Genomic DNA, 20,303 nt, shown 5'->3' on the forward strand with positions numbered 1-20,303 from the left:
GGCGGGTCAGGGGTGGAACGGGCAGTACTTTACCCGAGAAATGAGCTTTACGCGGTTTCTACCGTCGGAAAACTTTTCACCAGGTCGTCCAGTTGCTTGAGCTGGGCCAGGAATGGCTCCAGTTTGTCCAGGCGCAGCGCGCACGGACCATCGCACTTGGCGTTGTCCGGATCGGGATGCGCTTCGAGGAACAGCCCGGCCAGGCCCTGGCTCATGCCGGCCTTGGCCAGGTCGGTAACCTGGGCGCGGCGGCCACCGGCAGAATCGGCGCGACCACCCGGCATCTGCAGGGCATGGGTCACGTCGAAGAACACAGGGTACTCGAACTGCTTCATGATACCGAAGCCGAGCATGTCCACTACCAGGTTGTTGTAGCCGAAGCTTGAACCACGCTCGCAGAGGATCAACTGGTCATTACCGGCCTCTTCGCACTTGGCCAGGATGTGTTTCATTTCCTGAGGTGCGAGGAACTGGGCCTTCTTGATGTTGATCACCGCACCGGTCTTGGCCATGGCCACCACCAGATCGGTCTGCCGCGACAGGAAGGCCGGCAGCTGGATGATGTCGCACACCTTGGCCACCGGCTCGGCCTGATACGGCTCGTGCACGTCGGTAATCACCGGCACATTGAAGGTGCGCTTGATCTCTTCGAAGATCTTCAGCCCTTCTTCCAGGCCAGGCCCACGGTAGGACGTTACCGACGAACGGTTGGCCTTGTCGAAGCTGGCCTTGAACACATACGGGATACCAAGCTTTTCGGTAACCCGCACGTACTCTTCGCAGACCTTCATTGCCAGGTCACGGGACTCCAGGACGTTCATGCCGCCGAACAGGACGAACGGCTTGTCGTTGGCGATCTCGATGTTACCGACGCGAATGATCTTCTGAGTCATTGATCAGGCCTTGTTCTTCTGAGCCAGGGCTGCCTTGACGAAACCACTGAACAGCGGGTGGCCGTCACGCGGGGTGGAGGTGAACTCCGGGTGGAACTGGCAGGCGACGAACCATGGGTGGTCCTTGGATTCGACCACTTCCACCAGCGCGCCGTCTTCGGAACGACCGGAAACCACCAGACCAGCGTCCACCAGTTGTGGCAGCAGGTTGTTGTTCACTTCGTAGCGGTGACGGTGACGCTCGGTAATCACGTCCTTGCCGTAGCAGTCGTGCACTTTGGAGCCGGCAGCCAGCTGGCAGTCCTGTGCGCCCAGGCGCATGGTGCCGCCCAGGTCGGAAGCCTCGTCGCGGGTCTCGACGGCACCGGTGGCATCGGCCCACTCGGTGATCAAGCCGACCACGGGGTGGCCGCTGTTACGGTCGAACTCGGTGGAGTTGGCGTCTTTCCAGCCCATCACGTTACGGGCGAACTCGATGACGGCCACCTGCATGCCCAGGCAGATACCCAGATACGGCACCTTGTTTTCACGGGCATACTGCACCGCGGTAATCTTGCCTTCCACGCCACGCAGGCCGAAACCACCCGGAACCAGGATGGCATCAGCGCCTTCCAGCAGGCTGGTACCCTGGTTCTCGATGTCTTCCGAGTCGATGTAACGCAGGTTGACCTTGGTACGGTTGGTAATGCCGGCGTGGCTCATCGCTTCGATGAGCGACTTGTACGCATCCAGCAGCTCCATGTACTTGCCGACCATGGCGATGGTCACTTCGTGCTCCGGGTTGAGCTTGGCATCGACCACCTTGTCCCACTCGGACAGGTCGGCGCCATTGCACTGCAGGCCGAAACGCTCGACGACGAAGTCGTCCAGGCCCTGTGCGTGCAGTACGCCCGGGATCTTGTAGATGGTGTCGACGTCTTCCAGCGAAATCACCGCACGCTCTTCAACGTTGGTGAACAGCGCGATCTTGCGACGCGACGAAGCATCGACCGGGTGGTCGGAGCGGCAGATCAGCACGTCAGGCTGCAGGCCGATGGAGCGCAGTTCCTTGACCGAGTGCTGGGTCGGCTTGGTCTTGGTTTCGCCAGCGGTGGCGATGTACGGGACCAGGGTCAGGTGCATCAGCATGGCACGCTTGGAACCCACTTCGACGCGCAGCTGGCGAATCGCCTCGAGGAACGGCTGCGACTCGATATCACCCACGGTACCGCCGATTTCCACCAGGGCCACGTCGGCATCGCCGGCACCCTTGATGATGCGACGCTTGATTTCGTCGGTGATGTGCGGGATGACCTGGATGGTCGCGCCCAGGTAATCACCACGACGCTCTTTACGCAGCACGTGCTCGTAGATACGGCCAGTGGTGAAGTTGTTGTTCTGGGTCATGGTCGTGCGGATGAACCGCTCGTAGTGACCCAGGTCGAGGTCGGTCTCGGCACCATCATGGGTGACAAAAACTTCACCGTGCTGGAACGGGCTCATGGTGCCCGGGTCGACGTTGATGTACGGATCCAGCTTGAGCATGGTGACCTTCAGGCCCCGCGCTTCCAGGATGGCCGCCAGGGAAGCCGAGGCAATGCCTTTCCCCAATGAAGAAACAACACCGCCCGTGACGAATATGTAGCGCGTCATGAAAAACCCTAGAAGTCTGCGTTAAGGCGGCCAGCGCCGCCGGAGAAAGCGAAGGAAGGCCGAAGCCCCCGATCACCTGCGTCAATCACAGTGCATCTCGAAAAACTGCCGCGTCTGTACAGCCAGGGTATCCCCGGCATGGCGTTCGCTCGTCATTTCCAGAATCAGCTCGGCAAAAAACTGCTTGGTAATCGGCAACTCCTGTGTTTTCGCGGAACCCACAGAAGTTGTATCAAGAAGGGAGGGTAGTCTACCGGAATGTACCCTTCAGCTCAAACCTTGCGCGTTCGTCGGTAACTGCCAGTGCAGCTGGCAATCCGCCTGCACCAGCCCGGGCAGGTTGGCTACCGCCAGCAGGCATTCGCCGCGATACAGCAACGGCAGGCGCGAGCGCAGGAAATGCGGCACCTGCTGCTCGTTGAGCAGGCGCTTGAGGTCACGCCGGCCACGGCCGGGAACCTCCAGCATTTCACCACCCTGACGGTAGGCAACGCGCAACCCGCCCGGCACGGCTGCGCCAACAAGACGCACGCTACCATTGCCCGGCAACCGCAATGGCACATCAGGCTCGGGCCAGGCCAGCGAGCCAGCCGGTTGCTGTAGCCAATCACCGCTCAACCACCAGATGCGCCCGTGGCTACGTACCAACCGTCCATCGGCAAGCCGCCAGACTGGCCGGGCATCGGCAGCGGCATCGCGCAGGTCTGCCCAGCCGGCCCAGTGCCGGGTATCGGGCAAACGGGTGCGCTGGCTCAGCCAGTACTGCAAGGCATTGCGCTGACGGGCCGGCGATAACGTCAACAGGGCGGCCAGGTCGAGGGAATCCAGCCCCGGCCAGACGATGGGCGCCCCCTTACGCGCAAGCGCCAGATCCTCCCGGGCCAGTTCGTCCAGCAAACCCAGCGCCTCACCCAGATGTTCTGCTGCACGGGCGAAGTTCTGGCTGGCCTGAGGCCAACGTTGCTGCAAGTGCGGCATCACTTCGCCGCGCAGGTAGTTGCGGGCGAATTGTGTGTCGGCGTTTGACGGGTCATCGATCCAGACCAGCCCTTGGGCTTTGCCGTAGTCCTGCAACTGCTGCCGGGAACAACCCAGCAACGGCCTGACCAGGCTGCCCCGCCCTAATGCCCGCTGCACCGGCATGGCTGCCAGGCCGCGCAGGCCCGCGCCGCGCAACAGGCGGAACAGCAGGGTCTCGGCCTGGTCGTCGCGGTGCTGGCCAGTGAACAGGATGTCGCCCGGGCCGAGGACTTGCCTGAAGGCGGCATAGCGGGCGTCGCGAGCGGCCTGCTCAAGACTGGCGCCGGGACTGACCTGGACGTGGATGACCTGGAGCTCGATGCCAAGATTGTCGCAGATGGCTTGGCAGTGGGCGGGCCAGGCGTCAGCAGCGGACTGCAGGCCATGATGGACATGAATGGCACGCAGCGGGGGGGATGTGTGCTGGCAAGCGAAGTCGGCCAGCTGGTACAGGAGGACGGTGGAATCGAGGCCGCCAGAGAACGCGATGAACCAGGTGGGGGCGTTGAGCCAGGGGGCGAGATCAATCATCAGGACCTCGAAAGGTTTGATGCCGCATTCGCGGGTAAACCCGCTCCCACAGGGGCCGTGCATTCCCTGTAGGAGCGGGTTTACCCGCGAACACCGGCGAAGCCGGTGCCGTCAATCACAAGGGCCACAAAAACGGCCCCCGGGGCAAATCAGAATCAGAGACCGTAGCTCATCAGGCGCTCGTAACGGCGGGCCAGCAGCGCGTCGTTGTCGAACTTGCCGAGCATGTCCAGCTGCTGCACCAGATCGGCACGAATGCTTTCGGACATCTTGGCCGGGTCACGGTGGGCGCCGCCCAGCGGCTCCTGGATGACCTTGTCGACAATGTTCAGGCTCTTCAGGCGCTCGGCGGTGATACCCATGGCTTCGGCCGCGTCTGCTGCTTTGTCGGCAGTTTTCCACAGAATGGAAGCACAGCCTTCCGGCGAGATAACCGAGTAAGTGGAGTACTGCAGCATGTTCAGTTGGTCGCACACGCCAATGGCCAGTGCCCCACCGGAACCACCCTCACCGATCACGGTAGCGATGATCGGAGTTTTCAGGCGTGCCATGACACGCAGGTTCCAGGCGATGGCTTCACTCTGGTTGCGTTCTTCAGCGTCGATACCCGGGTAGGCGCCCGGCGTGTCGATGAAGGTCAGGATCGGCATCTTGAAGCGTTCGGCCATTTCCATCAGGCGACAGGCCTTGCGGTAGCCTTCCGGGCGCGGCATGCCGAAGTTGCGACGCACTTTCTCGCGCACTTCACGGCCCTTCTGGTGACCAATGACCATGACCGGCTTGCCGTCCAGACGCGCAGTACCACCCACGATGGCGGCGTCGTCAGAGAAGTGACGGTCCCCGTGCAGCTCTTCGAACTCGGTGAAGATGTGCTCCAGGTAGTCCAGGGTGTATGGACGACGGGGGTGACGGGCCAGGCGGGCGATCTGCCAGCTGGTCAGGTTGCCGAAGATGCTTTCGGTCAGGGTGTTGCTCTTGTCTTGCAGACGGGCAATTTCATCGCTGATGTTCAGCGAGTTGTCGTTACCCACCAGGCGCAGGCCTTCGATCTTGGCTTGCAGGTCGGCAATCGGCTGTTCGAAATCGAGGAAATTCGGGTTCATAGTCATCCGTCTTGGGTCTACGGCCAGGCGGCCGGCCGGTTGATCCGTTTGGCGCCATACCTTAAGGGATCAGGCGCATTCAGGTCGAGATTAAATTTTTGTCGGTTCAACGATATTGCAGGAAGACGTTCTCACGCCCGAACTGGTCACGCAGCGCCTGAATCAGCCCATCGGCCGGGTCTATCGCCCACTGCTCGCCAAACTGCAGCATGGCCTTGGCGTCGCTGCCGGTGTACTCCAGCGTGATCGGGCAAGCACCACGATGGCGGGTGATCAGCTCGCCCAGCCACTTCAGCCGGTCGCCTTTCAGTGCGTCGTGCGCCACCTTCAGGCGCAGGCTCTCAGCCAGCTTGGTGCGCGCGTCTTCCATGGTCATCACCTGCTTCACCCGCAGGCGCAAGCCCCCGGAGAAGTCGTCATTGCTGACCTCGCCTTCCACCACCACCATGGCATCGGTCTGCAGCAAGGACTGTGCCGCCATGAAGGCATCGGCAAACAGCGATGCCTCGATCCGCCCGGAACGGTCATCCAGGGTGACGAAGCCCATCTTGTCGCCCTTCTTGTTCTTCATCACCCGCAACGCAATGATCATGCCGGCAATGGTCTGGGTTTCGCGCGACGGCTTGAGGTCGACGATGCGCTGGCGGGCGAAGCGGCGAATTTCGGTCTCGTACTCGTCGATCGGGTGGCCGGTCAAGTACAGGCCAAGGGTGTCTTTCTCCCCCTTCAAACGCTCCTTGAGGGTGAGCTCGCGCACCTTGCGATGGTTGGCATAGACGTCGACATCTGCCGCGTCGAACATGCCGCCGAACAGGTCGACATGGCCACTGTCAGCGGTGTGCGCAGCCTGCTCGGCTGCCTTGATGGCCTCGCCCAGCGCCGACAGCAAGGTTGCCCGGTTGATGTCGATGTTGGCGTGGTAGGCCTTGATCTCGTCATGGAAGTGCGGGCCAAGGCGGTCCAGCGCGCCACTGCGCACCAGCGCATCAAGGGTACGCTTGTTGACCCGCTTGAGGTCGATGCGTTCACAGAAATCGAACAGGTCCTTGAACGGACCACCCTGGGCACGGGCCTCGACAATCGCCTCCACCGGGCCTTCGCCGACGCCCTTGATGGCGCCAAGGCCGTAGACGATCCGGCCGTCGTTGTTGACGGTGAACTTGAAGTCCGAGAAGTTCACGTCCGGCGCGTCGAGGCGCAGCTTCATGCTGCGCACCTCCTCCACCAGCACCACCACCTTGTCGGTGTTGTGCATATCCGCCGACAGGACCGCGGCCATGAACGGCGCCGGGTAGTGGGTTTTCAGCCAGGCGGTCTGGTACGACACCAGGCCATAGGCAGCGGAGTGGGATTTGTTGAAGCCGTAGCCCGCGAACTTCTCTACCAGGTCGAAGATGTTACCGGCGAGGTCCGCATCGATATTGTTGGCTACGCAACCTTCGATGAAACCACCGCGCTGCTTGGCCATTTCCTCGGGCTTTTTCTTACCCATGGCTCGGCGCAGCATGTCGGCGCCACCCAGGGTGTAACCCGCCATCACCTGGGCGATCTGCATCACCTGTTCCTGGTACAGGATGATGCCGTAGGTCGGCGCCAGTACTGGCTTGAGGCCTTCGTACTGGTAGTCGGAGTGGGGGTAGGCCAGCTCGGCGCGGCCGTGCTTGCGGTTGATGAAGTCGTCCACCATGCCCGACTGCAGCGGGCCCGGGCGGAACAGCGCAACCAGTGCGATCAGGTCTTCCAGGCAGTCGGGCTTGAGCTTCTTGATCAGCTCCTTCATGCCACGCGATTCAAGCTGGAACACCGCCGTGGTTTCGGCCTTCTGCAGCAGCTCGTAAGTCTTGCGGTCGTCCAGCGGGATGAAGTCGATGTTGAGGTCGGGCAGGTTCTTCTTGGCCTGCTCGCGGTTGATGATCTCCATCGCCCACTTGATGATGGTCAAGGTACGCAGGCCGAGGAAGTCGAACTTCACCAGGCCGGCGGCCTCGACGTCATCCTTGTCGAACTGGGTTACCAGGCCACCACCCTCTTCATCACAGGCGATCGGCGAAAAATCGGTGAGCTTGGTCGGTGCGATAACAACACCACCGGCGTGCTTGCCGGTACCCCGGGTCACACCCTCCAGCTTCAGGGCCATGTCCCAGATCTCACGGGCGTCTTCGTCGCCCTTGAGGAAGTCGCGCAGGATTTCTTCCTGCTCGTAGGCCTTCTCCAGAGTCATGCCCACTTCGAAGGGGATCATCTTCGACAGGCGGTCGGCCAGGCCATAGGATTTGCCTTGCACCCGCGCCACGTCACGTACCACTGCCTTGGCGGCCATGGTACCGAAGGTGATGATCTGGCTCACCGCATTACGACCGTAGGCCTCGGCCACGTAGTCGATCACCCGGTCACGGCCGTCCATGCAGAAGTCGACGTCGAAGTCGGGCATGGAAACACGCTCAGGGTTGAGGAAGCGCTCGAACAGCAGGTCGTAGGCCAGCGGGTCGAGGTCGGTGATCTTCAGTACGTACGCCACCAGCGAGCCAGCACCCGAACCGCGGCCCGGGCCAACCGGTACATCGTTGTTCTTGGCCCACTTGATGAAGTCCATAACAATCAGGAAGTAACCGGGGAAGCCCATCTGGATGATGATGTCCAGCTCGAACTTCAAGCGGTCCAGGTAGACCTGACGCTTTTCTTCATAATTGGGCGTGGTCTCTTTCGGCCACAGCACCGCCAGGCGCTCTTCCAGACCTTCGTGGGACACATGCCGCAGATAGTCGTCGATGCCCATACCGTTGGGCGTGGGGAAGTCAGGCAGGAAGTACTTGCCCAACTGCACCTGGATGTTGCAGCGCTTGGCGATTTCGACGGTGTTGGCGATGGCGTCGGGCAGGTCACTGAACAGCTCGGCCATTTCCTCTGCCGACTTCAGGTACTGCTGGTCGCTGTAGCAACGCGGACGGCGCGGGTCGTCGAGGGTCCAGCCCTCGCCGATGCATACGCGGGTTTCGTGGGCGTCGAAGTCCGTCTGCTTGATGAAGCGCACGTCGTTGGTAGCCACCAGCGGGGCGCCAAGCTTGTCGGCCAACGCCACCGCCGCATGCACGTATTCCTCGTCGCGTGCGCGATTGGTGCGCTGCACTTCAACGTAGAAGCGCTCGGGGAACATGCCCATCCAGTCCTGAAGTAGCGCTTCGGCTTCATCTTGCCGCCCAGCCAGCAAGGCCATGCCGATGTCGCCTTCCTTACCCGCGGAAAGGGCAATCAGGCCCTCGCTGGCGGGGGCGATCCATTCACGCTGGAGGATGACCAGGCCGTTGCGCTGGCCATCGGTCCAGCCGCGCGAGATCAATTCGGTGAGGTTGCGATAGCCCTTGGGGTCCATGGCCAGGAAGCAGATGCGTGACAGCGGGGCTTCCGGGTCGGCACCGGCCAGCCACAGGTCGGCACCGCAGATCGGTTTGATACCGGCGCCCATGGCAGTCTTGTAGAACTTCACCAGCGAGCACATGTTGCTCTGATCGGTGATGGCGACCGCCGGCATGTTCATCCCGGTCAGCGCCTTGGCCAGCGGCTTGATCCGCACCAGGCCGTCAACCAGCGAGAATTCGGAGTGGACGCGCAGGTGAACGAAGGAAACCGACATGGAAGATCCTGTAGCAGTGCTTAACGACAAGGGCGGGATTGTAGCCTAACTAGGGGCTTTTTTTGGGGTTGCTTTGCAGCCCTTCGCGGGCACCCCCGCTCCCACAGGTACGGCACCGCTGCTCAGACCGATGAATCCTGTGGGAGCGGGGGTGCCCGCGAAGGGCCGCAAAGCGGCCTCAATAGGTCAGATCAGGGAATCGCTGACGCCTTCGCGCGCTTCCCAGGCCGCCCGCACAGGGGCGAAGGATCGCCGATGAATGGGCGTAGGCCCAAGGCGCGCCAAGGCCTCGAGATGCACCGGGGTCGGGTAGCCCTTGTGCCCGCCAATGCCATACCCCGGGTAGATCAGTTCAAAAGCGCTCATCTCCCGGTCACGGGTCACCTTGGCCAGGATCGATGCCGCCGCAATGGCCGGCACCTGGCTGTCCCCCTTGACCACCGGTGCTGCAGGCACAGCCAGCTTCGGACAGCGATTGCCATCGATCAATGCCAGCTTCGGCGTAATGTGCAAGCCCTCCACTGCCCGCTGCATGGCCAGCATGGTGGCCTGCAGGATGTTCAGGCTGTCGATTTCCTCGACTTCGGCGCGGGCGATGCAGAAGCTCAAGGCCTTTTCGCGGATCTCGTCGAACAGCGCCTCACGCTTGGCCTCGGTGAGTTTCTTCGAATCGTTCAGACCGAGAATCGGCCGTGCAGGATCAAGAATCACCGCCGCCGTGACCACCGCGCCACACAGCGGGCCGCGGCCCACTTCGTCAACGCCGGCGACCAGGTCTTCTACCAGGTTGAAGTCCAGTCCAATTTGCATGTCAGCGGTCCTTGAGCAGGGCCAGTACCGCCTCGGCCGCCTGATTGGAGGCGTCACGGCGCAGGGTGCGGTGAATTTCGTCGAAACGTTCGGTCTGCTGGCTTCCATCGCGCACCAGCGGCGCCAAGGTGTTGGCCAGCGCTTCGCTGGTAGCGTCGTCTTGCAGCAACTCGGGCACCAGCTCTCGCTGGGCCAGCAGGTTCGGCAATGACACGTAAGGGCTTTTCACCAGACGCTTGAGAATCCAGTAGGTCAAGGGCGCAAGGCGGTACGCCACCACCATCGGCCGCTTGTACAGCAGCGCCTCGAGGGTGGCGGTGCCCGAGGCGATCAGCACCGCGTCACAAGCCGCGAGGGCTTGGTGCGACTGGCCATCGAGCAGGGTCAGCGGCAGTTGGCGCCCTTCCAGCATCTGCTCGATCTGGGCACGCCGCGTGGCGTTGGCGCAGGGCAACACGAAGCGCACACCCGGCACTTGTTGACAGAGGCGCTCGGCGGCGTCGAGGAATAACGCGCCCAGGCGCCCTACTTCGCCGCCCCGGCTGCCCGGCATCAGTGCCACCACCGGCCCCTCGCCCAGGCCCAGCGTGGCACGCGCGGCAGAGCGGTCGGCTTCAAGCGGGATGGTGTCTGCCAGCGGGTGGCCGACAAAACGCACTGGCACACCCTGCTCTTCGTAGAACCGCGCCTCGAACGGCAACAGCGTCAGCATCAGGTCGCAACCCTCGCGAATCTTCAGCACGCGCTTCTGCCGCCAAGCCCACACTGACGGGCTGACATAGTGCACGGTCTTGATCCCGGCCTGACGCAGCTTCAGCTCGATATTGAGGGTGAAGTCAGGGGCGTCGATGCCGATGAATACGTCGGGCTTTTCTTCGATCAGGGTCTGGATCAGCAACTTGCGGCGCTTGAGCAGCTCGCGCAGACGCCCCAGCACCTCGACCAGCCCCATGACGGCCAGACGTTCCATGGGGAAATAGGATTGCAGGCCTTCGGCTTCCATCAAGGGGCCGCCAACCCCGATGAAACGTACGTCGGGATGGCGCGCCTTGAGGGCGCGCATCAAGCCTGAACCAAGAATATCGCCACTGGCCTCACCGGCGACCAGCGCTACGCAAAGCTGGGCCATATCAGCGCGTGATGCCGCGAGCGGAGCTCAGGATCGACTGACGGAACAGCTCGACCTCGGGGTGTTGCGCGGCAGGTTCAGCCAGCTCCTTGAGTGCGTCTTCGACGGTCAGGCCCTGACGGTAGACAATCTTGTAGCAACGACGCAGCACATGGATCACCTCGTCGCTGAAACCGCGGCGGCGCATGCCCTCGAAGTTCATGCTGCGGGCTTCGGCCGGGCTGCCGAACACGGTAACGAAGGCCGGAACGTCCTTGCCAATCGCCGTGCCCATACCGGAAAACGCGTGGGCGCCAATGTGGCAGTACTGGTGAACCAGGGTGTAACCGGACAGGATCGCCCAGTCACCCACATGCACATGACCTGCCAGCGCCGTATTGTTTACCAGGATGCAGTGGTTGCCGATGACACTGTCGTGGCCAATGTGGGCATAGGCCATGATCAGGTTGTGGTCGCCCACGGTGGTTTCCGCACGGTCCTGAACAGTACCGCGGTGGATGGTAACCCCTTCGCGAATCACATTGTGATCGCCGATTACCAGGCGCGTCGGCTCACCCTTGTACTTCAGGTCCGGGGTGTCTTCACCAATCGAGGAAAACTGGAAGATACGATTGTGCTTGCCGATGCGGGTCGGCCCTTTGAGCACAACATGCGGGCCGATAACGGTGCCCTCCCCGATTTCTACATCAGGGCCAACGATCGACCAAGGGCCGACCTCGACGCCGTCGGCCAGCCTGGCCGACGGATCGATAATGGCCCGAGGATCAATCGAATTCATAGGGATCGTTCCGCGCAGGTGATTTCTGCCGAGCAGACCGGCTTGCCGTCGACCAGGGCGCGGCACTCGAACTTCCAGATCATGCTTTTACGGCTGAGGAACTTGGCTTCCAGCACAAGCTGGTCGCCCGGCAGCACCGGCTGACGGAAACGCAGTTTGTCGGAACCGACAAAGTAGTACAGGGTGCCATCGGCCGGCTTGGCATCGAGCATCTTGAAACCAAGGATGCCGGCCGCCTGGGCCATGGCTTCGATGATCAGGACACCCGGCATGATCGGGTGTGCCGGGAAGTGGCCATTGAAAAACGGCTCGTTGATGCTGACATTCTTGTAGGCACGAATGCTCTGGGCCTCGAAGTCCAGATCCGTCACACGGTCTACCAGCAGGAACGGGTAGCGGTGAGGCAGGTATTCGCGAATCTCGTTGATGTCCATCATTTCGGTGGGGAAGCCTGTAATAAGAATAGGGAGCGCAGGTGCTGACCACACGCTCCTTTTGCAATCCAAAGAGGAGCCAGCTAGCGACTGTTCACTCTTGCTCAGGGAATGGTATCAGCCTTCTGATGTCGGCAGGCCACCTGAGGTCACGGTATCGACGCGTTTTTCCAGCTGCTGGAGACGCTTGGCCATGTCGTCCAGGTGGCGGATACGCGCGGCGCTCTTGCGCCATTCAGCCAGCGGCTGCATGGCAGTGCCGGAAGAATAGGAACCCGGTTCAGTGATCGAACGGGTAACCATGGTCATTCCGGAAACGAAAACGTTATCGCAAATATCGATGTGCCCAACCAGCCCCACACCACCGGCCAGCATGCAGTGCTTGCCGATGCGCGTACTGCCGGAGATTCCGACGCAAGCGGCCATGGCAGTGTGATCACCGATCTGAACGTTGTGAGCGATCTGGATCTGGTTATCCAGCTTGACCCCGTCGCCGATCCGGGTGTCGGACAGCGCGCCACGGTCGACTGCAGTATTGACACCGATCTCAACGTCATCACCAATGGTGACGCCGCCGATCTGTGCAATCTTGCGCCAGATGCCCTTCTCGTTGGCAAAGCCGAAGCCCTCGCCGCCGATCACGGCACCCGACTGAATGACCACACGCTTGCCGATGGTTACGTCGTGATACAGCGTGACCCGCGGTGCCAGCCAACCGCCCTCGCCGATCACGCAACGTGCGCCGACCACGCAGTGTGCACCCACGCTGACATTGGCCGCGATGCGCGCACCGCTTTCGATGACCGCGAACGGCCCGATGCTGGCACTGGCATCCACCTGCGCGTCCTCAGCTACCACGGCGCTGGGATGAATACCCGCCACAGCCTTGGGTTTGGGGTCGAACAGGTGGGAAATGCGTGCGTAGGCCAGGTACGGATCGGCGACGATCAGTGCATTGCCGGCAAAGCCTTCGGCATCCGCCGCCTTCAGCAGCACTGCAGCCGCCTGGCTGTCGTCCAGGAATTTGCGGTACTGCGGGTTGGCGAGGAAGCTCAACTGACCGGGGCCAGCCTCCTGCAAGGTGGCCAGCCCGGTAATCTGCAGCGCCTCGGGCCCCTTGAGGGTGGCTCCAAGTGCCTCGGCCAGCTGGCCTAGCGTCATGGTCACACTCATATCAACGGGCTTGGTTCATGCGCTCGATGACTTGGCGGGTGATGTCGTACTGAGGCTTGACATCGATGACCGCACCACGCTCGAGGACCAGGTCGTAGCCGCCCTTCTTGATCACTTCCTCGACAGCGCCATCCAGCTTCGGCTTCAGCTGCTTGAGCATGTCGCGATCAGCAACGGCCTTGGCTTCGTTCAGCTCCTTGGACTGGAACTGGAAGTCGCGAGCCTTTTGCTTGAACTCGAGCTCCAGGCGCTCACGCTCCTGCTGCTGCATCTTGTCGCCGCCCTTGATCAGGCGGTCCTGGATGCCCTTGGCACTGCTTTCCAGGCTTTTCAGCTTGGTCAGTTGCGGACCGAACTTCTTCTCGGCATCCACCGCATACTTCTTGGCGGCATCCGACTCGAGCAGGGCCATCTGGTAGTTCAGGACGGCAACCTTCATTTCGGCGAAAGCCGGGGTGGCGACCAGCGCCGCGGCCACTACGGCCAGTTGAGCCAATTTACGCACGATGCACTCCTGGATAAACCGTTGTCGTTAAGCAGGGGCCGACCTTAGAAGGTCTGGCCCAGAGAGAATTGGAACACCTGGGTATCGGCATCGTCCGGCTTCTTGACCGGCATTGCCAGACTGAAGCTCAACGGGCCCAGAGCGGTAATCCAGGTCACGCCCAGGCCGACCGAACTGGCCATGCCCGAGAACCCGACCTTCTCGCAATCAGGTTTGTTGCCGCAATTGGTGTCGAACACGTTACCCACGTCCCAGAACACGGAGGTGCGCAGTGAACGCTGGTCCTTGACGAACGGCAGCGGGAACAGCAGCTCGGCACCGCCCTGCACCAGCACGTTACCACCAAACGGCAACGGATCCTGATCCGGGTCGCGGATAGTGCCCGGCTTGCCGCCATTGGCCTCGCCGCGGCTAGGCGTACTGCGTGGGCCCAGGCTGCTGTCCTTGAAGCCACGGACAGAGTTGAAACCACCCGCGAAATAATTCTCGTAGAACGGCAGGCCAGAGGTGCTGCCGTAACCATCACCATAGCCCAGCTCGGTATGCAGGCGCAGGGTGTAGTCGTTGGTGATCGGTTTGAACAGCTGGCCACGGTAGTCAAGCTTGAAGAACGACAGGTCGCTGCCCGGAATGGTGGACTCCAGGGTCAGGCTTTGCGAGTGACCACGGGTGGCCAGTACGCCTTTGTTCAGGGTCGACTCGGACCAGCCGATCGAGGCCTTGAAGTTCAGGAAATTGTCACCTTCCTGCTCGAGGAAGTCGAAAATCTCGTCAACGGTGTACTTGCCGGTCTTGATCTTGTCCTGCTGCACGCTCAGGCCGTAGGTCAGGCGCGAAGTCTCGCTGATCGGGTAGCCCAGGCTGACGCCGGCACCGTAGCTGTCCACCGCATAGCTGGCGACGTCGACGTCGAGGTCGTCGTAATCGGTGCTGCGGTAGAAGGCGTTATAACCCAGGCTGACGCCATCGGCAGTGAAGTAGGGATCAACGAAGCCAAAGTTGTAGCGGGTCTGGTACTCCGAACGGGTCAGACCGACGGATACCTTGTTACCGGTACCGAGGAAGTTGCTCTGGCTGATCGAACCACCGAGGATCAGGCCGGCGCTCTGGGCGAAACCGACGCTGGCGGTGATCGAACCAGAGGCCTGCTCTTCGACGCTGTAGTTGACGTCGACCTGGTCGTCGGTGCCTGGCACCTGCGGGGTCTCGACGTTCACTTCCTTGAAGTAGCCCAGACGCTCCAGACGGGTCTTGGACTGATCGATCAGGTAGGTCGAAGCCCAGCCACCTTCCATCTGGCGCATTTCGCGACGCAGCACTTCGTCTTCGGTCTTGGTGTTGCCGCGGTAGTTGATGCGGTTGACGTAGGCACGCTTGCCCGGGTCGACCACGAACATGATGTCGACGGTGTGGTCCTGGTCGTTCGGCTGTGGCACGCCGTTGACGTTGGCGAAGGTATAGCCTTCGTTACCCAGACGGCGGGTGATCAGCTCGGACGTGGTGGTCATCACCTTGCGCGAGAATACCTGGCCCGGTTGCACCAGCAGCAGCGACTTGACCTGGTCTTCCGGCACCTTGAGATCACCGGACAGCTTCACGTCGCGAACGGTGTATTTCTCGCCTTCGTTGATGTTGACGGTGATGTAGACGTGCTTCTTGTCCGGCGTGATGGACACCTGGGTGGAGGCAATATCCATGTTGATGTAGCCGCGGTCCAGGTAGTAGGAGCGCAGGCGCTCCAGGTCACCGGAGAGCTTTTCACGGGCGTACTTGTCGTCGTTCTTGAAGAACGACAGCCAGTTGGTGGTCTTCAGTTCGAACAACTGCCCCAGGGTCTCGTCATCGAATACGTTGTTACCAACGATGTTGATGTGCTGGATGGCAGCAACGGTGCCTTCGTTGATCTTGATCTTCAGCGCCACACGGTTGCGCGGCTGCGGCACCACTTCGGCGTCGACCTCGGCCGAGTAGCGGCCCTGGGCCACGTATTGGCGCTGCAGCTCGTTACGCACGCCTTCGAGGGTGGCGCGCTGGAAGATTTCGCCTTCGGCCAGGCCCGATTGCTTCAGGCCCTTCATCAGGTCTTCGGTGCTGATCGCCTTGTTGCCTTCAATCTCGATGCTCGACACCGACGGGCGCTCGACCACGTTGATGATCAGCACATTGCCATCGCGGCTCAACTGGATGTCCTGGAAGAACCCGGTCTTGAACAAGGAACGAGTCGAGTCCACCAGGCGGCGGTCGTCGGCCTGGTCGCCAACGTTCAGTGGCAAGGCACCGAACACACTGCCGGCGGAAACCCGCTGCAGGCCGTTGACGCGAATATCGGAGATGGTGAAGGACTCGGCGTGAACTTCAGCGATCATCAGTGCGGACATGACCGCAGTTAGCAGCAGACGTTTCATGAAGTCCTTTTATTCCAACTGGCAATAAACAACCTGCCGTCACAAACGACAGGTTCGCAATTGAGCGAAGCTTTATAGTCGACCCAGATCGTTGATCAGGGCGAGCAACATCACCCCTATGACCAAACTGATACCGATCTGAACCCCCCAACCTTGCACCCGATCCGACAGCGGACGACCGCGCGCCCACTCGACCAGGTAAAACAGCAAATGCCCCCCATCCAGCACAGGTATGGGCAGCAGGTTAAGAACCCCCAGGCTTATGCTCAGGTAGGCCAGGAAATTCAGGAAATCCCCCACGCCGGACTGGGCTGAAGCGCCCGCCACTTTAGCAATGGTTATCGGTCCACTCAAGTTTTTTACCGAGAGCTCCCCGAACAGCATTTTCTTCAGCGATTCAAGGGTCAGGACACTCATGTTCCAGGTACGCGACAAGCTCTCACCCACCGCATCCAGCGGGCCGTAGCTGATCTCGCGGAGCATGCTGGCAGGCCATTCGCCACCCTTGACGCCAGCGCCAAGATAGCCACCCACTGCCTTGCCCTCACCTTTGCGGGCCAGGGTCACCGGCAACTCCAGGGTTGCGCCATCGCGCTCCACACGAACCACTACCTTGGCATCCGGGCGGGCACGCACGCTGTCGACAACTTGCTGCCATTCGGTCACTGCCACATCATCCAGAGCCAGCAGCTTGTCCCCGGTTTTCAGGCCGGCAGCGGCAGCTGGCCCCTTCGGATCGATCTCAGCCAGCACCGGCGTGATCGCCGGCCGCCATGGGCGCAGCCCCAGGGACTGAATCGGGTCGGGCTCGTCGGCGCCCTTGAGCCAGCTGTCCAGCTTGACCTGCAACTGACGCTCGTTGCTGGCGCCCTCATCACGCACGCCAATCTGCAAGGTACCGCTCTCACCCAGACGACGAACCAGCTGCAGATTGACCGCCGACCATCCGTTGGTCGGCTTGCCGTCAACTGAGACGATTTCCTGACCCGCGGTCAGCCCGGCCGATGCTGCCAGGCTGCCACTGTCGACCGCACCGATAACCGGTCGGATTTGCTGGGTACCCAGCATCGCCAGCACCCAGAAAAACAGGATAGCCAGCAGAAAGTTGGCAATCGGGCCTGCGGCGACAATCGCTATACGCTGGCGCACCGATTTGCGGTTGAACGACTGCCCGGCCAGCGCTGGCGGCACATCGCCCTCGCGCTCGTCGAGCATCTTGACGTAGCCGCCCAGAGGAATGGCCGCAACAACGAACTCGGTGCCGTAGCGGTCATGCCACCGCAGCAGCGGCGTGCCGAAACCGACCGAAAAACGCAGCACCTTGACGCCGCAGCGGCGCGCCACCCAGAAGTGACCGAATTCGTGGAAAGTGACCAGCACACCCAGAGCCACGAGGGTGCCGATAATCATGTAGAGCGCTGTCATGTCCATCTCCGAATGATGTTCAGCGGGCCGGCATTGCTGCCCAGCCCCCTCACGAACCTTGGCGGGCCTGCATCAGCGACCGTGACGCCTCAGCCATTCACGGGAAAGCTCCCGGGCACGCTGATCGGCGGCAAATACCGCATCCAGCGAAGGCAGTGGCACGACGGGTTCCTGGTCGAGTACCTGTTCGATCATACCCGCGATCTCCGGGAAACGGATGCGCCGTTCAAGAAATGCCTCGACGGCAACTTCGTTGGCTGCATTGAGCACGGCAGGCGCGCTGTTGCCTGCCTCGGCAGCCTGCCGCGCAAGGCGCAGGCAAGGGAAGCGTTGTTCGTCGGGCGCCTGGAAATCCAGACGGGCGATGGCGAACAGGTCCAGGGGGGCGACCCCGGAATCGATCCGTTCCGGCCAGGCCAACGCGCTGGCGATCGGCGTACGCATGTCCGGGTTGCCCAGTTGCGCGAGCACCGAACCGTCCACGTAGTCGACCAGTGAGTGGATCACGCTTTGCGGGTGCACCACCACCTCAACCTTGGACGGCGCGGCATCGAACAACCAGCAGGCCTCGATCAACTCGAGGCCTTTGTTCATCATGCTGGCCGAATCCACGGAGATCTTGCGCCCCATGGACCAGTTAGGGTGAGCACAAGCTTGCTCCGGGGTCACGTCCAGCAGCGCCTCGACCGGCGTCTCGCGGAACGGCCCACCAGAAGCGGTAAGCAGGATCCGGCGCACACCGACAGCACTCAGGCCACGGGCGTAGTCGCCAGGCATGCACTGGAAGATAGCGTTGTGTTCGCTGTCGATCGGCAGCAGCACGGCACCCTTTTGCCGCACCGCCTCCATGAACAGCGCGCCCGACATTACAAGTGCTTCCTTGTTGGCCAGCAACACCTTCTTGCCTGCCTCGACTGCCGCCAGCGTGGGACTTAGACCGGCAGCACCGACAATGGCCGCCATCACTGCGTCCACTTCAGCGGCCGACGCCACCTGGCAAAGTCCGGCCTCGCCTTCCAGCACCTCGGTGGAGCAACCGGCTGCAGCCAGACTTGCGCGTAACCTCACCGCTGCTTCGGTGCTCGGCACCACAGCGAATGCCGGGCGATGACGCACACATAACGCCAACAACTCGTCGATGCGCGAATAGCCAGTGAGGGCAAACGCTTGATAACGGCCAGGGTGACGCGCAATCACATCCAGCGTGCTCAGGCCGATGGAGCCGGTGGCCCCGAGCACGGTAATACGTTGCGGGCGACTCACATCACACCCCATTCGGCAGCCCACAGCAGCACCGCAAAGATCGGAATTGCCGCAGTCAGGCTGTCGATGCGATCGAGCACACCACCATGCCCAGGCAGCAGATTGCTGCTGTCCTTGATGCCGGAGCGACGCTTGAACATGCTCTCGGTGAGATCACCGACCACCGAGGACATCACCAGCAACGCAGCGCCCAGCAGGCCCAGCAGGATCTGACCAAAGCCCCAGTCGCGGCCGATGCCGACACCCAGGGTAATCAACAGGCTGACCGCCAGCCCACCATACACGCCTTCCCAGCTCTTGCCCGGGCTGACCTGCGGGGCCAGCTTGCGCTTGCCGAACGCCCGGCCAGAAAAGTACGCACCGATGTCGGCAGCCCACACCAGCACCATGACGGACAGGATCAGCCAGTTCCCCAAGGGCCAGTGCTTGAGCAGCACCAGCCCCTGCCAAGCCGGCAGCAGCACCAGCAGACCGATCAACAGCCGACAGGCAGCACTGGCCCACAGATCGCTGCTGCGCGGGTAGGTAAGCACCAGCCAAGTGGCCAGCCCCCACCAGATCACCGCAGCGCCCAGCACCCAGGGTGCCAGCTCCGGAAGGATGTGCAGCAGCATCAGCGCCCCGGCGACCACCACCGCATAGGCGATGCGCAGCGGCTGGGCCATAAGCCCGGCAAGGCGTGCCCACTCCCAGGCGCCGAGGGCCACCACGAAGCCGATGAACAGGGCGAAATCCCCGCCATTGAGCAGAAAGAAACCGCCCAGCGCGACCGGCAGCAGGATCAGCGCAGTAATGATGCGTTGTTTAAGCATTAAGCACGAGCTCCAGCCTCGACCTGCTCGCTGGTCTTACCGAAGCGGCGCTGGCGCGAAGCGAAATCGGCCAGGGCTTTGCGCATGGCCTCGTGTTTGAAGTCCGGCCAGTAGAGGTCGGAGAAGTACAACTCGGCATAGGCCAGCTGCCACAGCAGGAAATTGCTGATGCGGTGCTCGCCGCCGGTGCGAATGCAAAGATCCGGCAACGGCAGTTCGCCGGTTGCCAGGCAGGTCTGCAGCAGACCCGGGGTGATGTCCTCCGGGCGCAGATGCCCAGCTTGCACTTCCCGCGCCAACCGTTGGGCAGCCTGGGCGATGTCCCACTGGCCACCGTAGTTGGCTGCTATCTGCAGAATGAAGCGGTTGTTGCCGGCGGTCGCTGCCTCGGCCTCGCGCATGGCGGCCTGCAGCTCAGGATGGAAACGCGAACGGTCGCCGATGATGCGCAGGCTGATATTGTTCTCGTCAAGGCGCTTGGCCTCACGGCGCAGAGCCGAGAAGAACAGCTCCATCAGCGCACCGACTTCTTCGGCAGGGCGCTGCCAGTTCTCGCTGGAGAAGGCGAACAGGGTCAGCACCTCAACCCCGGCCTTGGCACAGACTTCGATGACCGCGCGAACGGCATCCACACCCGCCTTGTGCCCGGCCACGCCAGGCAGCAGGCGTTTTTTCGCCCAGCGGTTGTTGCCATCCATGATGATCGCGACATGACGCGGCACCGAGGACGGCGCCGCTGGCTTGGTCTTTTCCATTAAA

Annotated in this window: 16 protein-coding genes; all 16 read right to left on the reverse strand. The window is 61.9% G+C overall.

All coding sequences use genetic code 11. The annotated features are described in order from the left end of the window. Positions 1–47 precede the first annotated feature (47 nt). The 16 genes from kdsA to uppS all read right to left on the reverse strand — a co-directional run bounded on the left by kdsA (position 48) and on the right by uppS (position 20,299). Entirely contained in the window at positions 48–893 is an 846-nt protein-coding gene (gene kdsA, locus AC3B5Q_RS20140; RefSeq protein WP_021785900.1) for a 3-deoxy-8-phosphooctulonate synthase, read from the reverse strand. Between the two features lie 3 nt (positions 894–896). Beyond that, positions 897–2,525, reverse strand: a complete 1,629-nt coding sequence (gene pyrG / locus AC3B5Q_RS20145; protein WP_012270851.1) for a CTP synthase — start codon at positions 2,523–2,525, stop codon at positions 897–899. Between the two features lie 267 nt (positions 2,526–2,792). Then, entirely contained in the window at positions 2,793–4,076 is a 1,284-nt protein-coding gene (tilS, locus tag AC3B5Q_RS20150; RefSeq protein WP_279934660.1) for a tRNA lysidine(34) synthetase TilS, read from the reverse strand. A 155-nt stretch (positions 4,077–4,231) separates the two neighbouring features. After that, entirely contained in the window at positions 4,232–5,179 is a 948-nt protein-coding gene (locus AC3B5Q_RS20155; RefSeq protein WP_003252323.1) for an acetyl-CoA carboxylase carboxyltransferase subunit alpha, read from the reverse strand. A gap of 106 nt (positions 5,180–5,285) precedes the next feature. Further along, the gene (dnaE, locus tag AC3B5Q_RS20160) at positions 5,286–8,810 is read right to left on the reverse strand and encodes a DNA polymerase III subunit alpha (protein ID WP_021785904.1); all 3,525 of its coding nucleotides are present in this window, start codon (positions 8,808–8,810) and stop codon (positions 5,286–5,288) included. A gap of 186 nt (positions 8,811–8,996) precedes the next feature. Further along, complete coding sequence (rnhB, locus tag AC3B5Q_RS20165; RefSeq protein WP_084850392.1) at positions 8,997–9,620, reverse strand: ribonuclease HII; 624 nt, start codon at positions 9,618–9,620, stop codon at positions 8,997–8,999. 1 nt (position 9,621) lies between these two features. Then, on the reverse strand, positions 9,622–10,749 hold the full coding sequence (gene lpxB, locus AC3B5Q_RS20170) for a lipid-A-disaccharide synthase (RefSeq protein WP_028698302.1): 1,128 nt from the start codon (positions 10,747–10,749) through the stop codon (positions 9,622–9,624). 1 nt (position 10,750) lies between these two features. After that, on the reverse strand, positions 10,751–11,527 hold the full coding sequence (lpxA, locus tag AC3B5Q_RS20175; protein ID WP_021785907.1) for an acyl-ACP--UDP-N-acetylglucosamine O-acyltransferase: 777 nt from the start codon (positions 11,525–11,527) through the stop codon (positions 10,751–10,753). Further along, positions 11,524–11,964, reverse strand: coding sequence for a 3-hydroxyacyl-ACP dehydratase FabZ (fabZ, locus tag AC3B5Q_RS20180; RefSeq protein ID WP_003252314.1), 441 nt, complete (start codon positions 11,962–11,964; stop codon positions 11,524–11,526). Before fabZ ends, lpxA begins: the two co-directional genes overlap by 4 nt. A 114-nt stretch (positions 11,965–12,078) precedes the next feature. Continuing rightward, a complete protein-coding gene (gene lpxD / locus AC3B5Q_RS20185; protein ID WP_021785908.1) occupies positions 12,079–13,134 on the reverse strand; it encodes a UDP-3-O-(3-hydroxymyristoyl)glucosamine N-acyltransferase in 1,056 nt (351 codons plus the stop codon). A gap of 1 nt (position 13,135) precedes the next feature. Further along, positions 13,136–13,639 (reverse strand): OmpH/Skp family outer membrane protein, encoded by a 504-nt coding sequence (locus AC3B5Q_RS20190; protein WP_003252311.1) that lies wholly within the window; start codon positions 13,637–13,639, stop codon positions 13,136–13,138. A 44-nt stretch (positions 13,640–13,683) separates the two neighbouring features. Then, the gene (bamA, locus tag AC3B5Q_RS20195) at positions 13,684–16,044 is read right to left on the reverse strand and encodes an outer membrane protein assembly factor BamA (protein WP_021785909.1); all 2,361 of its coding nucleotides are present in this window, start codon (positions 16,042–16,044) and stop codon (positions 13,684–13,686) included. A 72-nt stretch (positions 16,045–16,116) separates the two neighbouring features. After that, entirely contained in the window at positions 16,117–17,469 is a 1,353-nt protein-coding gene (rseP, locus tag AC3B5Q_RS20200; RefSeq protein ID WP_084850393.1) for an RIP metalloprotease RseP, read from the reverse strand. A 72-nt stretch (positions 17,470–17,541) separates the two neighbouring features. Further along, complete coding sequence (ispC, locus tag AC3B5Q_RS20205; protein ID WP_084850394.1) at positions 17,542–18,732, reverse strand: 1-deoxy-D-xylulose-5-phosphate reductoisomerase; 1,191 nt, start codon at positions 18,730–18,732, stop codon at positions 17,542–17,544. Next, a complete protein-coding gene (locus AC3B5Q_RS20210) occupies positions 18,729–19,544 on the reverse strand; it encodes a phosphatidate cytidylyltransferase (RefSeq protein ID WP_021785912.1) in 816 nt (271 codons plus the stop codon). Before AC3B5Q_RS20210 ends, ispC begins: the two co-directional genes overlap by 4 nt. Further along, the gene (uppS, locus tag AC3B5Q_RS20215; protein ID WP_021785913.1) at positions 19,544–20,299 is read right to left on the reverse strand and encodes a polyprenyl diphosphate synthase; all 756 of its coding nucleotides are present in this window, start codon (positions 20,297–20,299) and stop codon (positions 19,544–19,546) included. Before uppS ends, AC3B5Q_RS20210 begins: the two co-directional genes overlap by 1 nt. Positions 20,300–20,303 lie beyond the last annotated feature (4 nt).

It is taken from the genome of Pseudomonas sp. D5(2026) (assembly GCF_057766845.1).

What these genes read in the sequence shown, in the direction of transcription:
- kdsA (WP_021785900.1), bottom strand. Translation starts at nt 893, where the DNA reads ATGACTCAGAAGATCATTCGCGTCGGTAACATCGAGATCGCCAACGAC.
- pyrG (WP_012270851.1), bottom strand. Translation starts at nt 2,525, where the DNA reads ATGACGCGCTACATATTCGTCACGGGCGGTGTTGTTTCTTCATTGGGG.
- tilS (WP_279934660.1), bottom strand. Translation starts at nt 4,076, where the DNA reads ATGATTGATCTCGCCCCCTGGCTCAACGCCCCCACCTGGTTCATCGCG.
- AC3B5Q_RS20155 (WP_003252323.1), bottom strand. Translation starts at nt 5,179, where the DNA reads ATGAACCCGAATTTCCTCGATTTCGAACAGCCGATTGCCGACCTGCAA.
- dnaE (WP_021785904.1), bottom strand. Translation starts at nt 8,810, where the DNA reads ATGTCGGTTTCCTTCGTTCACCTGCGCGTCCACTCCGAATTCTCGCTG.
- rnhB (WP_084850392.1), bottom strand. Translation starts at nt 9,620, where the DNA reads ATGCAAATTGGACTGGACTTCAACCTGGTAGAAGACCTGGTCGCCGGC.
- lpxB (WP_028698302.1), bottom strand. Translation starts at nt 10,749, where the DNA reads ATGGCCCAGCTTTGCGTAGCGCTGGTCGCCGGTGAGGCCAGTGGCGAT.
- lpxA (WP_021785907.1), bottom strand. Translation starts at nt 11,527, where the DNA reads ATGAATTCGATTGATCCTCGGGCCATTATCGATCCGTCGGCCAGGCTG.
- fabZ (WP_003252314.1), bottom strand. Translation starts at nt 11,964, where the DNA reads ATGATGGACATCAACGAGATTCGCGAATACCTGCCTCACCGCTACCCG.
- lpxD (WP_021785908.1), bottom strand. Translation starts at nt 13,134, where the DNA reads ATGAGTGTGACCATGACGCTAGGCCAGCTGGCCGAGGCACTTGGAGCC.
- bamA (WP_021785909.1), bottom strand. Translation starts at nt 16,044, where the DNA reads ATGAAACGTCTGCTGCTAACTGCGGTCATGTCCGCACTGATGATCGCT.
- rseP (WP_084850393.1), bottom strand. Translation starts at nt 17,469, where the DNA reads ATGACAGCGCTCTACATGATTATCGGCACCCTCGTGGCTCTGGGTGTG.
- AC3B5Q_RS20210 (WP_021785912.1), bottom strand. Translation starts at nt 19,544, where the DNA reads ATGCTTAAACAACGCATCATTACTGCGCTGATCCTGCTGCCGGTCGCG.
- uppS (WP_021785913.1), bottom strand. Translation starts at nt 20,299, where the DNA reads ATGGAAAAGACCAAGCCAGCGGCGCCGTCCTCGGTGCCGCGTCATGTC.